The organism is Gordonia sp. (in: high G+C Gram-positive bacteria) (genome assembly GCF_047600385.1).
Classification (GTDB): Bacteria; Actinomycetota; Actinomycetes; order Mycobacteriales; family Mycobacteriaceae; genus Gordonia.
Genome location: NZ_JASGKZ010000001.1, coordinates 2,139,908 through 2,154,191 on the forward strand (window position 1 = coordinate 2,139,908; position 14,284 = coordinate 2,154,191).

Sequence of the window (14,284 nt, forward strand, 5' to 3'; positions counted from 1 at the left end):
GACGTGAACTGGGAGTTTATCCGGCCCGGACGGATCCGGGACGGGGTCCGGGCCGTGCCTCGCCGAAAAGGTGTCGGGACACACCATCTTGGGGTCGAGGGATCGTCGTGACGCAATAGATGGGGTTCGGGCCGCATGTCGTACTGTGGTTTTCGTATGTCAACGGCCGTCTCCGGGCGGCCTCGTCGAACCTGAGGTGTCATGTCGCACAGTCCCGCCGAAGGCGCACCCATCAAGCTCGTCGACCGCGTCAGCGCGATCAACTGGAACCGCGTTCCCGATGAGAAGGACTCCGAGGTCTGGGATCGGCTCACCGGTAACTTCTGGCTCCCGGAGAAGGTGCCGGTGTCCAACGACATCCCGTCGTGGGGCACGCTCACCGAACACGAGAAGCAGCTCACCATGCGCGTGTTCACCGGTCTGACGCTGCTCGACACCATCCAGGGCACGGTCGGCGCGGTCTCGCTGATCCCGGACGCCACCACCCCGCACGAGGAGGCGGTGCTCACCAACATCGCGTTCATGGAGTCGGTGCACGCCAAGAGCTACAGCTCCATCTTCTCCACACTGTGCTCCACCAAGGAGATCGACGAGGCCTTCCGCTGGTCGGAGGAGAACGAGTTCCTCCAGCGCAAGGCGCACATCGTCATGGACTACTACCGCGGTGACGACCCGCTCAAGCGCAAGGTGGCCTCGACGCTGCTGGAGTCGTTCCTGTTCTACTCGGGCTTCTACCTGCCGATGTACTGGTCCAGCCGCGCCAAGCTCACCAACACCGCCGACCTGATCCGCCTCATCATCCGCGACGAGGCCGTGCACGGCTACTACATCGGCTACAAGTACCAGCGCGGCCTCGAGACCGAGACCCCGGAACGCCGCGAGGAGCTCAAGAGCTACACCTTCGAGCTGCTGTACGACCTCTACGAGAACGAGTCGGACTACACCGAGGCCCTGTACGACGAGGTCGGGCTCACCGAGGACGTCAAGAAGTTTCTGCAAGTACAACGCCAACAAGGCCCTGATGAACCTGGGCTACGAGGCGCTGTTCCCGAAGGACGAGACCGACGTGAACCCGGCGATCCTGTCGGCGCTCTCGCCGAACGCGGACGAGAACCACGACTTCTTCTCCGGCTCGGGCAGCTCGTACGTGATCGGCAAGGCCGTCAACACCGAAGACGAGGACTGGGACTTCTAGTCTCGTCCGAGCGTTCCCCGCAAGACCCTTCGACTCGGCTCGTCGCTGCGTTCCTCTCCGGCTCGGGGATCGGAGGAGGGCGCAGCCGACGTGCTCGGCACGGCTGCGCACGCCGAGGAAGAGGAATCGTGAATCAGGAGTATCCGACCGGTGCGGCCGGTGCACCGGTCCGGATCGAGGCGCGACGACGACTCGTCGCCCGCGACGTCCTTCTGCTGATGGTGATCCCGCTGGTCTTCGTCGTCATCGGGGTCGCTCTGATCGCGACCGGTGATGTGCTGCGAGGCGCGCCCGCCGTCGTCTTCTTCGGCGGCGGCGCCGTGACCGCCCTGGTGATCAAGCGCCGCGACGCGGTGCCGCTGATCCTCGACGAGGCGGGCGTCCGCAACGGGCGCGGCACCCTCGACCTCTCGTGGGACCAGATCCGCGGCGTCCACTTCCGGGTGCAGCGTGCCGGCCGCCTCGATCATCGTTGGCTCGCGATCGATTCGCCGGTGCCCGGGAGGTTCCGGGTGCTGTCGGGTCTGAGCGCCCGGCTGGTCGGCATCCCGCAGGACGCCGCCCAGCACGCGATTCCGTGGGACGCCGACGTGTCGCCGGGGATCGAGGAGGTCGCCGCGGCGTTCCGGTCGTACGGGGTGCCGGTCGACGGCGCTTAGCCGATCCCGTCGGGGATCGGCTTCTTCGGCGACCGATTCGCGTTCTTCGGTGATCGAGCGGAGTCGAGATCATTCGGTACGCGGGCGGTGGTCTCGACTCCGCTCGACCGGCGAGGGGCGCTGACCGGCGAGGGGACGCCGACCGGTGATGCCGTTCGCCGTCGACGCATATCGCACTCATCGTTTCGTGAGGTTCTACGACATTTCCTCGGATGTGTTTCATGAGATGTTCCGGGGCGGTTTTCGGTGAAATGAATATGCATGTGTGTGTCTTTTATGGATGTCCGTAGGGGGCTATTTCCGGATGTGAGCATGAGGCATTAGAGAGAATTCTTTTCAATCCCGGAGATGTGATTCATCGCATAGTCGAGATCGAATGAGGTGGGTTACTGTTCACCTGCTGAACATCGTTCAGTGATTTCGATTACGGCATGTCGATCGACGGGCTCGATCCGTCGGGGAATCGAGAGAGAAGTGAAGAAGATCGCGGTGGAGATGGTCGCGTCGGCGATCGGTGTCTCGAGTGCGGGGGCGGCTCATGCCGAAGAAACGGACCGGCGACGAGTCGTATCACCGGAAGTGCTGACGTCTTGATCGAGATTCGCCGAGGGCGGCAGTTCTGGATGCTGCGGCCCCCGGCGGGTCTTCCGTTCTCGGGTAGGGGAGAGAGCTATGCGGGCGAGCCCATCGATTCCGGCTCGGCTGGCGGTGTCGATCGCCGCGGTCGCCTCTCTGCTGCTGGGGATCTATGCTGCGCTGGACCGGGAATCCGCGGAAATCGCCGCATCGCTCGACGTGTATCAGGTGACGAACACCGTCGGAGGGATCGCCGAGCGGGAGTTCGTGAGATCGGTGGAGAAGCTGTCGGTCGAGCGCGATTCGCTGGTCGCTGTCGAGCTCATCGAGCACGGGCGGCGTTCGGTCTATGCGGCCCCCGGCGGGGTCGGCGGCCGATGGTTGGCACACGGATACGACACGCTGACTCCCGGACTGCGGATCGACGTGTACCCGCTGTCGGCGCTGCCGAGCGGAGACTATCGCCAGACGTATCGATTCGAGGACTCGGAGACCAGGAACGCCTTCGTGGAACTCGTCGATCGATCTGGATACGCCGGGCGATCGTTGGGGTCGCTGGAGGTTCAGGTACTGCTCAGCAGTGCGTTCGCCTCCGGGCTGCTGTGCGTACTGGCGATCAGCACGGCGTTGATGTTCTATTCGTCGGTGCTGAACAGTCGGGCATCGGCGATTCAGTCGCTGCACGGTGCCGGGCTGCTCCGCACGCTGCGTCGAGATCTTCGGCTGGTGATGTGCTCCTGGGCGGGATACGTCGGTGCGACGACGGTGCTCATCGGTATCGGCATAGTGATCGCCAAGCGGTACACGGCCTCGGGGTTCGTGCGCTACTGGCTCATCGTCGCGGCGATCCTCGGTGTCGCCGTTCTGCTGTCGGCCGTCGCCGGAACGGTCCTCGTCCGGTCGACGCCGATCGTCGCCACCATCAAGGGCAAAGTGATGTCGGGATGGATCATGCCTTCGGCGGTGCTCCTGTACGCGGCTGTCGCCGCGGTCTTCGTGACGTCGGTGCCCGTGGTCGTCGACAGCGCGTCGGCGGTCGCGGCACGCAGCGCCGAGGCCGACGGCTGGAGCGGACGGGAAGACGTTTCCGGCCTCTATCTGATCGGAGCCCGGGATGAGGCGGCGAGCGAAGTGGACGATCCGCGTTTGGCGGCCTCGATTCGGGATGCGGCGGCCGCCGGGCGAATCCTCTGGTCGAATGTCAATCCGGCGTGGGTGTACGCTCTCGCCGACATCGATTTCCCGGTGGTGGTCATGAACCGGGCCGCCGCCATGAGATCGGTCAACCGGGCCGTTCGGCGGGAGATCGCCGCGGCGCCGAAGAACGCCACCGTCGCGATCGACTCCACCCACCGCGGGACGGCGCTCGATACGTTCACCGCACATGCTCAGCCGGAGCATCCCCAGGACGGGCGATGCGCGACTCCCTGCGTGTCGCGCCGCATGGACACCGAGGTGTTCACCTGGTCGCCGCTCGCCGATCAGCGTCTATGGATCTCCCGTGCACTCCTGGTCGTGGTGCCCGATTCGCTCCTGCTGAATCAGTCGGACTCGGAGATCGCCGCGGCCGCATCGGTGAATACGATCATGTTCACGACGCCCGAGTCGATCGATCGGTTCATCGATGCGAGCTTCATCGGATCCTCGCACACGATTGCGGCCGAGTGGCGTTCGGTCAGTCGGGCGGCGAAGAACGATCTGGTGCTGCGGGTCGCCGCGCTGACGTTGTCGGCTCTTCTCGCGATGTTCATGGCCGTGGCACTCGCTGCGGTCGGCGTGGTGCGTCACCGGGAGCGGTTGTGGGTGGAGTTCGTACACGGTGAGACGTGGTTGCGGCGGTTCCGTCGGCTGTGGGTGTGGCAGCTCTTGATTCCGGCCGGCGTCTCCTGGTGGGTGGTCGATCGAATGATTGTCGAGAAGCGGCAGCGGGACGATCCCGTCAGGAGGTTTTCGCCAGAACTCGAGCTCACGGAAATCACTCCGCAATCGGTGAGTCTGATCGCGGTGGTCCTCCTCGCGGGGACGGTCGTGGCGTTGAGCGCGGCCACCGGATCGGCCCGAATTCCCCGATCGACGTAGTCGTCGAACAGGCATCTTCGAATTCGTACCCGCCGGGTGCGGCCCCTACTCTCGGAAGAACATCCATTGATCACTGTTGACAATGTTCGCAAATCCATCTCCGGTCGTACCATCTGGGACGAGGTCTCCTTCTCCGTTCCCTCCGGATCGATGGTCGCACTGATCGGTGAGTCCGGCAGCGGGAAATCGACGCTGATGAACTGCATCGGGTGCATCGATTCGGTGGACTCCGGCACCATCGTGGTCGACGGAACAGCGGTGACCGGACTCGGTGCGCGAGGTCTCCGGAGGGTGCGGGCGAACAGCATCGGCTACCTGTTTCAAGATTTCGCGTTGATCGAGAACGAATCGGTCTACGAGAACATCAGAATCGGTGTCCGCGGCCGCGTGAGTCGGAAGACGTTCCGGGCGCTCGCCGACGAGATGCTCACTCGAGTCGGCCTGGAGGGGCGCGGGGGTGACAAGGTGCATCGACTCAGCGGCGGTCAGCAACAACGAGTCGCGCTCGCCCGGGTTCTCGCCAGGCGCCCCACGGTGGTGCTGGCCGACGAACCCACCGCGGCCCTGGATCGCGGCAACTCCGAGATGGTGGTGCGCTCGCTGCGTGCCCTCGCCGAGTCGGGGGCGAGCGTGCTGGTCGCGAGTCACGTCCGGTGGGTCGTCGATCACTGCGATGCCGTCGTGTCGTTGACCGAGGGCGCGGGATTCTCCGAGGTGCTGAGTTCGTCGTGACCCCCGCGATGAGTGATTCCTGGTGATCCTTCCCGACCTGCACGGATATGCGGGGTCGGGGCGGACGACGGGGTCCCCTCCGCTCCCGGGACCGGGGAGGAACGCAGTGACGAGCCGTGTCGAAACCTCCGGCACGATCCACTGGTCGAGTGTGCTCGAATCGAGAGCGGGGGCTTCGACACCGGGCGCTCACTTCGTTCGCGCCCGGGCTCAGCCGGCGGAGAGCGACGGGATCCGGTCGACGGCGATGAGCCGAGTCTTCGATGATCGAACGGAGACACGCGACGAACAGGCGGTGGTTCGTCGTTCCCCGGTCGGCCACCGGGAACCACCCGTCTCATCGCACGACGAACCCGAGATTTGACGGGGGGGGGGGGTAATCCGGGCATATTTCTCAGGGTCATGAACCGCGAACGGGAGGAACAGCAGTCATGAACCAGGAGAATCCGATGGGTGCGGCCGGGCGGCCGGTGCGGCTCGAGGCACGACGACGTCTCGGCACCGCCCGGAACGTCTTCCTGTTGATGGTGGTGCCGGCGGTCTTCGCGATCTTCTCGGTCCTGCTGATCATGGGCGGGGAAGTGCTGTTCGGTGTGATCGGTCTCCTCCTCTTCGGGGTGCTCCCGGTCGGGGCCCTGATCATGAAGCGGCGCGACGCGGTACCGCTGATCATCGACGAGGCGGGAGTCCGCAACGGCCGCGGCAGTCTCGATCTCTCTTGGGAGCAGGTCCGCGGGGTCTACTACCGCGTCGAACGGGGTCGGGGCGCCGACAACCACTGGCTCTTGATCGATTCGCCGGTGCCCGGCCGATTCCGTTTCATGGCCGCACTCATCGCCAAGAAGTTCGGTATCCCGAAAGAGGCCGCCCAGCATTCGATTCCGTGGGACAGCGATGTGTCGCCGGAAATCGAGGAGGTCGCCGCGGCGTTCCGGTCGTACGGGGTGCCGGTCGACGGCGCTTAGCCGAGTTTCTGGTGCATGGAGTTCCTCTCGGCGATCGAGATCTGTGGTCTCGACTCCGCTCGACCAGCGAGGGGAGACCGACCGGCGGGGGGAGACCGACCGGTGAGGGGAGGCCGACCGGCGAGGGGCCGACGGACACCGGCCGCCAGCGTGACAAGGAGGGTGATATGCCCTTTCCTTCGCTCTGGCGGCCGGTGTCCGTTCTCGGAGCGCGGAGGCGTCGCGTCGTCGACCTGCCGGTGCGGCGGAGAGGACCGGTGCGGGGCCGCTGTCTTTAAACTCATGGCATGACCGCACCCGTCGATTACCTCGATCCGCGTTCGTCGGCGCTGACGCCGATGTCGCCCCGCTACCGGACCGCTGAGCAGGTGTCCGCGCTCGGGTGGGCCGGACTCCCGCTGGTCGGCGCGGTGATCGCCGCGCTGTTCGTCGGCTGGTGGATGTGGCTCGTCGTCGCGGCCCTGGCGGTGGCGTTGGTCGTCGTGCTGTGGATCGCGACGCGTCGCGCCGATGCGCATCGCTACGCCGAACTCGGCGACGACCTGGTGGTCGCGCGGGGCATCCTGTGGCGCGGCGTCACGGTGGTGCCCTACGGCCGCATCCAGTTCGTCGACCTCGAGGAGGGTCCGTTCCTGCGCCTGTTCGGGTTGGCGACGCTGAAGCTGCACACCGCCAGCGCGACGTCCGACGCACAGATCCACGGACTCACCCGCGACGACGCCCAAGCCCTCCGCGCCCGCCTGTCCGAGGCGGCCCGCGTCCGGATGGAAGGACTGTGACCGCACCGGCGCGGTACATCGGGGCCGGTCGTCTGCGAGTGCATCCGCTGACCCCGCTGCTGCGCGCATGGAAGGCCGTGATCGCCCTGGCCGTCGTGCTGGTGGTCCAGGCCGGTGCCGGGCTGACGGCGCTGATCTCGGAGATCGGTTCCGCGATGGGCGGTGTCACCGTGGCGGCCGGTGCGGTGACGGCGCTGATCGTGGTCGGCACGGTCGTGCTGGTCGGCGCGCTCGCGGCGTGGAGCTGGCGCGCCAGGTTCTTCGAACTCGACGACGAGGAGATCCGGATCGGTCACGGCATCGTGGCCCGGCAGCGGCGCTCGGCCCGGTACGACCGCGTGCAGTCGGTCGACATCCGGCGACCGCTGATCGCGCGACTCTTCCGCCTGGGCGAACTGACCGTCGAGACCGCGGGCGGCGCCGACTCGGCGCTGGTGATCGGCTACCTCGACGTCCCGGCCCTGGAGCGGGTGCGCGCGGAGATCCTGGCCGCCACCCGGACCCCGCACCCGGGTGCGGGACCGCAGCGGACGCCGGGCGGCCCCGCGGCGGAGACGCGAGCACCGGGAAGTCCGATGCCGTCCACGCCGGGCATCCCCGACCCCGCGATGCTCGGCGGCGTCGCGGGTGAGACCCGGCGCCCGCGACCGCCCGCACCCGACCCGGTGCTCAACGGTCCGATCCCGACCGGGACGCTGATCGAGATGATCGTGCGTTCCTTCGCGGTGGGGGCGCTCGGCGTCCTGGGCGGCGCGGTGCTGGCCGGGATCAGCGGCGGACTGTTCGGCGGGATCGTCGCGCTGGGCGGTGCCGTCGCACTGCTGTGGGTTCCGCTCGACCGGTTCTGGCGGCAGACGCTCACGCTCGACGATCACGACGCGCGGCTGACGGTGACCGCCGGATTGGCGTCGACCCGGAAGCAGACGATCCCGCTGCGTCGCATCCACGCGCTGCGGGTGCGCAGGCCGTTCCTCTGGCGCGGGAGGACGTGGGCCGAGCTGAGCTCGTCCATCGCCGGGTACGGCGGGGGCGACGATCAGGCCGGTGAGACCACCCTGGTCGCGGTCGACGCCGCCGCCGCCGTCGTCGACACCTCCGCGGCGATCCTGGACCGGATCGCGACGGGGGACCGCACCCCGGTCGCCCGCTGGCGTTCGCCGGACCAGGCGCGGTGGGTGTCCCCGATCGACTGGCGACGGCAGGACGTGGCGCTGTCCGCGGCGGTGATCACGGCGAGCTGGGGCCGGTGGAGCGAGAAGGACGCGGTGGTGCCGTGGCGCCACGTCCAGGGCGTCTGGATGACGCAGGGGCCGGTGCAGCGCGCCCTCGGCCTGGCGAACGTGCACATCGCGGTGGTCGCGGGTCCGGCACAGGTGATCGCGCGGGACCTGGCCGTCGACGACGCCCAGGACCTCCTGACGCGGATCCTGCACATCCGGCGGGTGCGCGGCCGACGCTGAACCGCGATTCTCAGACGTCCCGGGGGGGGAAGGGCATCCAGATGGCGGTCCGCGCCGGAACCTCCCGTATCCCCCCGAGCCGCACGCGTCTCGCCGGTCGAGCGGAGTCGAGACCACCTTCTGAGCGCCGAGGGGGGATCTCGACTCCGCTCGATCATCGAAGGAGGCTCGATGATCGAGGGAGGCTCGACCTTCGAGGGAGGTTCGACTTGCGAGGGAGGCTTGACCTGCGCGAGAGGTTCGACCTGTGAGGGAGGGTTCGACCTGAGAGGGAGGTTCGAGTGAGGGAGGCTCGGCCGCCGGGAATCGCTCACCTCACGCGGTGGAGGGGACCGCGGACCACGGGGGGACGCCCACGCCGGTCATCCGGACCGTGCCCCACTGGGTGATCTCGGTCATCTTGGCGGCCACCGGATCACCGCCCGGCAGGGCCACTCCGGCGCGCGACTTGCCGGCGGATTTGAGACGGTGCGCCTGCTCGCCGTACAGCGTGCCCGCCCAGTGGAAGTGTCCGTCGCTGCCGTCGAGGTGCCCGCGGGCGCGCAGCCGCGCGGTGAACTCCTCGGCGCCGACGGTCACCACCACGTCGTCGTCGAACACCTCGGTCTCGACCGATTCGTCGGTGGTCCAGTCGTAGTCGATCGGGTCGAACCGGGCCGGCCTGGTCCGACGGAATCGCCGGCGTCGCGGTTTCTGCTGGTAGACCGAGATGCCGGACTGGACGGGGCGCCGGACGGCGACGCCGTGTGCGTCGATCAGGTGCGCCTCGGTCAGCGCGGCCACCACGTAGTCGACCGACGCGTCCTGGACGAAGAACGTGTTCGGCGCCTCGGTCGAGGCGACTCCCAGATGGTTCGGTTCCGGAGCCGGTGCGTCGGTGACCACCAGGTCGGCGGTGCTCGGATCGGCGACCAGAGCGAAGGGGAGCGGGGAGTCGCCGAGTCTGCGGCGAACCGATTCGATCGCCGCCGACGTCCCCCGGAGCGCGATGACGGTCACCGGAGGAACCCCGCGCGCTTCCACATGTACTCGCTGAAGCGGTTCATCAGTCCGGCCTGGCGCAGGAAGGTGGACAGCGGTTCGAACGACAGGATCTGGGCCGCGTGGAAGTGCGGATTCGCCCGAGCGATCCTCGCGGCCTCCCCGGGGTCGGCCAGGCCCGCCCTCCGGTACATCTCCGGGTTGGTGAACAGCGTCCGGAAGATCGGTGCGGCGAGGCCGTGGATCGTGGCGGCGACGAAGGTCTCGAACCTCGACCGGAGCGGCATCCGGCGCATGACGCCGTCACGCGCGAAGCCGATGTGCCGGGACTCCTCGGTGACGTGGATCTGCATCACGCGCGAGACCATCGGCTGGAGTTCGGGATCGTCCTTGATCTCGCGCTGCAGGGCGTCGAACAGTTCCTCGCCGACCAGGGTGATCACCCACAGCGAGGTGCCGCGCATCACGACCGGGATCAGGTGCATGGTGCGGCGCTGCCAGCGGCGCAGGGCGTAGGCGCGGGCGCCGGTGCGTTCGATCGCCTTGCCGAACATCGTCATGTGCCGGCATTCGTCGCCCATCTCGGTGAGCGAGTAGTGCGTGGTGGCCGCGGCGGGATCCTCCTTCATCAGGTTGATCAAGAGCGCCCGGTTCAGCAGGTTCTCGAACCAGATGCCGACGGACATGATGTTCGCCATCTCCTGGCGAGACAACTCGATCCGCTGCTCCTCGGTCATCGCCTCCCACAGATCGGTGCCGTAGAGGGACACGACGTGCGGCGGGAGGAAGTACTTGCCGTCGACGAGCGGGGCCTCCCAGTCGATGTCGACGACGGGGTCGTAGGAGCGGCTCGCCGAGCCCTTGAGGAGACGGCGGGCCACGCCCAGTCGCGCCTCCCTGTTCTCTTTCGCGAGGGCGGTTCGGTCGGTCTCGGTCACGGTCATCGCGGGAGGGTCCTTCGTGTCGACGTCCGGCTGCGGAGAAGCCGTTATTACAATGACCAATGTAACCATTGATTGATGGCATCGTCGAGGGCTCCGGCGACACGGGGCCGACGGAACCCGGTCGGGCCCGGAGGTCAGCGGCCGCGGTCGCGCAGGACCGCGTACAGCTCGGCGAGGTCGTCGAGGGCTTCGGCCAGCTGCGTGGCGCCCACCCCGGACGCCCGCAGCGCGGCGCGGAGGGCGGTCGTGTCGAGTGCGGTCAGGGCGTCGACGGGGGAGAAGGCCGGGAGCGGCGGCAGGGGAGCGTGGTCGCCGTAGTAGACGGCGGGCGGGGGACCCTTCGACTCGGGCTCCTCCGTCGCCCGGCTCAGGGGGCGGAGGCGGGGGTCGTCCTGGTCCGCCGTCCGGTTCGGGGAGCGGGGTGACGACTCGGCGGAGCGGTCCCGGGCGAGTGCGAGCAGATCGGGCAGGTCGGTGCCCATCACCCGCAGCAGCGTGACCGGCAGCCTGTCGATCTGCGCCGCCACCTCGAACGCCGTGGCCAGCACATGGATGCACCGTGGAGCCTCGTCGGGGCAGGTGCACGACGACGCCACGTCGGCCGACTCCGTCGGCGCGATCAGCTCGCCCAGCGCCGCCGGCTGCTCCCCGCGGGCCAGGGCGAGCAGCGACTCGACCTCGCCGCTCGCCCGCAGCAGTTCGACGACGGTGACCGGATCCACGACCCGCGGCGTCAGGATCACCTCGAACGGATCGAGCTGGCTGCCCCGGACCGAGGAGGTGATCTGCCCGGGCGCGATCGTCGGACCGTCGACGTGGTGGTCGCGGAAGTAGCGTCGTGCGCCCGTCACGTGCCGATGGTCGGCGCCGGCCTCGACGACGCCGACGAACGCCCGACCCCACGGGGTGATGCCGTAGCCGCGCACCGGCGCGCGGCCGCGCCGCGCCGTCATCGCCGTCCCCGGATCATTCGCCCACCGCCTCATCGCGGAGGGCGAGCAGGTCGAACAGGGCGTCGTCGCCGAGGTCGGAGAGCCAGCTCTCACCGGTGCTCACCGTCAGGGACGACAGTTCGCGCTTCGACGCGATCAACTCGTCGATCCGCTCCTCCAGCGTGCCCACGCACACGAACTTGCGGACCTGGACCGACCGGGTCTGGCCGATCCGGTGGGCGCGGTCGGTGGCCTGCTCCTCGACGGCCGGATTCCACCAGCGATCGGCGTGGATCACGTGATTGGCCGCGACCATGTTCAACCCGGTGCCGCCCGCCTTGAGCGTCGCGATCAGGACCGGCGGACCGTCACCGGCGGCGAAACCGGTCACCGTCTCGTCGCGTTCGGTCCGGGAGAGCCCGCCGTGCAGCACCGGGACGTCACGGCCGAGCACGGGGCCCAGCCACTCGCTCAGCAGCGCGGCGAACGCCGCGAACTGGGTGAAGACGAGCGCGCGATCGCCCTCGTCGACCAGCGTCGTGGTGACGTCGGCCAGCAGTTCCACCTTGCCCGAGCGATGCTTGCCGCGGCGCAGCATGGGAGACCCGTCGCCCAGGTAGTGGGCCGGGTGGTTGCAGACCTGTTTGAGCCGGGTGAGTGCGGCCAGCACGGTGCGGCGCCGCTGACTCGCGTGCCGTGGATCCGCCAGCGCCTTGTGCAGGTCGTCGAGGATCGCCTGGTAGAGTCCGGCCTGCTCGGCGGTCAGATTGGTCCGGACCGTGAGCTCGGACTTCTCCGGCAGATCCGCGGCCACCGCCGGGTCGGTCTTCAACCGTCTCAGGACGAACGGCCGGGTCAGCGCGTTCAGCTTCGCCAGGGCCCGCGGATCGCGTTCGCGTTCGATCGGCTCGGCGAACCGGGCTCGGAACGACGATGCCGTCCCGAGCAGCCCCGGATTCACCAGGTCGATCACCGCCCGGAGGTCTTCGAGCCGGTTCTCCACCGGCGTGCCGGTGAGCGCGACCCGGCGTCGTACGTCCAGGGCCCGCAGAGCCCGGGCGGCGGCGGTCCGGACGTTCTTCACGTGCTGGGCCTCGTCGACCACCAGCAGGTCCCACCCGTGGTCGGCGAACCGTGTGCGGTCGCGGGTGAGCGTGGCGAAGGTCGTCACCACCACGTCGGTCGACGACGACGCCCACCGCGCCGCATCGCGCTTCGGCCCGTGATGCACGACGACGCCGAGCCCCGGTGCGAACCGCGCCAGCTCGCGGTGCCAGTTGCCGATCACCGACATCGGGCAGACGACCAGCGCGGGCGGCGCGGCGGGATCGTCGGCGCGCCGCCGGGCGATCAGGGCGATCACCTGGACGGTCTTGCCCAGACCCATGTCGTCGGCCAGCACGCCGCCGGCGCCGATCCGGCTCAGGGCGTGCAGCCATTCCAGGCCGCGCTGCTGGTAGGGCCGCAGCACGGCGGTGAGCCCGGGCGGCGGCTCCACCGGTTCGGGCCGGATCACCCCGCCCGCGGCGACGTCGTCGAGCCAGCCGAGTCCCTCGACGCCGGTCACCGGCACCGGGAGTCGTTCGTCGGCGGCGGTGATCAGGCTCATCAGTTCGGCCAGATCGAGCGCGGTGCCGTCGCCGCCGGTGCGGCGGGCGGTCTGCCGGGCGGAGAGGAAGGCGGCGGCCCGGGAGAGCGCGGAGCCCTCGGCGCGCACCCACCGTCCGCGGATCCGGACCAGGTCGCCGTGCTGGCGGGCCAGCTCGTCCAGGTCGTCCTGGCTGAGCGGGGCCGAGCCGTCGCCGAGCGCCAACCGCCATTCGAAATCGGAGATCTCGTCGAGTCCGACCAGGCCGGGTCGGGCGCCGCCGCCGGGGACCGCGCCGCCGCGCAGGGTCAGGGACGGGGTCACCGTGGCCACCGCGGAGGGCAGGAGCACGGTGATGCCGGCCGCGGTCACGGCCGCCGCGCCGACGGCGAAGAAGTCGGCGACCTGGGCGGTGGTCAGCAGGAAGTCGAGGTCGTGCGGATCGGCCTCGGCCCGGGAGAGCTCGCCGAACGCGCCGACGGCCTCGGCCAGTTCACTGGTCAGCGCATCGAGGTCGTGCGGGCCGAGGCGGTGCGGCACCACCGGTTCGACGGTGCCGTCGGGGAGCCGACGGCACACCTGCAGGCGCCAGCGTTCCTGCTCGGGCGGATGGACCGTGCCGGGTGCGGCGTCGAAGCCGGTGGAGTCCTCGGCGGGGGGATCGTCGTCGGGTTGATGCAGCCGCAGGACCAGCGTGGGGCCCTCCGGCCGCCCGGTGTCGAGCCAGGACAGCCACGCCGCCGCGGCGCTCGCGCCCCCGGTCGGCAGCGTCTCCGGCGCCGGTGCGGTGAGCCCGTCGATCAGCGGGACCCGCGAGCGGCCGCGTTCGACGGCCAGCGCGCGGCGGCACTCCGCATCGAGCACCTCGACGACGAAGTCGGTGAGCGCCGCCGTGCCGCCGTGCACCGCCAGCGCCTGCGGAGCGCTCGCGGCCACCACGGTCTGCCAGCTCCGCCAGGCGGCGCCGGGCAGCGGGCACCATCCGACCGCGGCCTCGTCGTCGGTCTGCCGGACGGTCGGGACCACCGCGCCGGCATCGCGCAGGGCCCGGGCTCCGGCGAGGAGGTACCGGTAGAACGCGAGGTCGCCGCCGACGGTCAGGTGTTCGCAGCGGTCCAGCAGTTCGACGGCGGTCGGGATCCCCAGGGCCACCGCGCGGCGCAGTGCGCGGGAGCCGTCGGGGCCGGTGTGATCGACGGTGTGCCGCAGGCGTCGCCGGGCCAGCAGGTCGGCCACCGACTCGGGAAGCGCGACCACCTCCCCGAGGGGGCGGGTCTCCCCGGCGTCGCACGGTGCGCCGTCGGGCCAGAGCAGCAGACCGAGTCCCGGACGCCAGAGGGCGCGCAGCGGAAGCACCCGTGTGCCACGGTGCATTGGCACGGTCATGTCGGTCT

Annotated in this window: 10 protein-coding genes and 1 pseudogene; 7 read left to right on the forward strand and 4 right to left on the reverse strand. The window is 69.2% G+C overall.

The window, feature by feature from the left end:
• The first annotated feature begins 201 nt into the window (after window positions 1-201).
• The 7 genes and pseudogenes from nrdF (at window position 202) to QM809_RS09500 (ending at window position 8,445) form a co-directional block, all read left to right on the forward strand.
• Window positions 202-1,195 (forward strand): annotated as a pseudogene (gene nrdF / locus QM809_RS09470) (class 1b ribonucleoside-diphosphate reductase subunit beta).
• A 128-nt stretch (window positions 1,196-1,323) separates the two neighbouring features.
• A complete protein-coding gene (locus tag QM809_RS09475; protein WP_415045533.1) occupies window positions 1,324-1,854 on the forward strand; it encodes a hypothetical protein in 531 nt (176 codons plus the stop codon).
• Between the two features lie 708 nt (window positions 1,855-2,562).
• The gene (locus QM809_RS09480) at window positions 2,563-4,509 is read left to right on the forward strand and encodes a hypothetical protein (RefSeq protein WP_415045534.1); all 1,947 of its coding nucleotides are present in this window, start codon (window positions 2,563-2,565) and stop codon (window positions 4,507-4,509) included.
• 36 nt (window positions 4,510-4,545) lie between these two features.
• Entirely contained in the window at window positions 4,546-5,241 is a 696-nt protein-coding gene (locus tag QM809_RS09485; RefSeq protein WP_415045535.1) for an ABC transporter ATP-binding protein, read from the forward strand.
• Between the two features lie 431 nt (window positions 5,242-5,672).
• The gene (locus QM809_RS09490) at window positions 5,673-6,206 is read left to right on the forward strand and encodes a hypothetical protein (RefSeq protein ID WP_415045536.1); all 534 of its coding nucleotides are present in this window, start codon (window positions 5,673-5,675) and stop codon (window positions 6,204-6,206) included.
• A gap of 287 nt (window positions 6,207-6,493) precedes the next feature.
• On the forward strand, window positions 6,494-6,985 hold the full coding sequence (locus tag QM809_RS09495; RefSeq protein WP_415045537.1) for a PH domain-containing protein: 492 nt from the start codon (window positions 6,494-6,496) through the stop codon (window positions 6,983-6,985).
• Window positions 6,982-8,445, forward strand: coding sequence for a PH domain-containing protein (locus QM809_RS09500; protein ID WP_415045538.1), 1,464 nt, complete (start codon window positions 6,982-6,984; stop codon window positions 8,443-8,445). The genes QM809_RS09495 and QM809_RS09500 overlap by 4 nt, the downstream gene beginning before the upstream one ends.
• A 315-nt stretch (window positions 8,446-8,760) precedes the next feature.
• Here the strand turns inward: QM809_RS09500 and QM809_RS09505 are convergent, their stop codons facing one another.
• The 4 genes from QM809_RS09505 to QM809_RS09520 form a co-directional block, all read right to left on the reverse strand.
• Window positions 8,761-9,444, reverse strand: coding sequence for a DUF4873 domain-containing protein (locus QM809_RS09505; protein WP_415045539.1), 684 nt, complete (start codon window positions 9,442-9,444; stop codon window positions 8,761-8,763).
• Window positions 9,441-10,370, reverse strand: coding sequence for an AurF N-oxygenase family protein (locus tag QM809_RS09510; RefSeq protein WP_415045540.1), 930 nt, complete (start codon window positions 10,368-10,370; stop codon window positions 9,441-9,443). Before QM809_RS09510 ends, QM809_RS09505 begins: the two co-directional genes overlap by 4 nt.
• A 134-nt stretch (window positions 10,371-10,504) precedes the next feature.
• Window positions 10,505-11,323 (reverse strand): hypothetical protein, encoded by an 819-nt coding sequence (locus tag QM809_RS09515; protein ID WP_415045541.1) that lies wholly within the window; start codon window positions 11,321-11,323, stop codon window positions 10,505-10,507.
• 13 nt (window positions 11,324-11,336) lie between these two features.
• Complete coding sequence (locus QM809_RS09520) at window positions 11,337-14,276, reverse strand: DEAD/DEAH box helicase (protein ID WP_415045542.1); 2,940 nt, start codon at window positions 14,274-14,276, stop codon at window positions 11,337-11,339.
• Window positions 14,277-14,284: the final 8 nt, after the last annotated feature.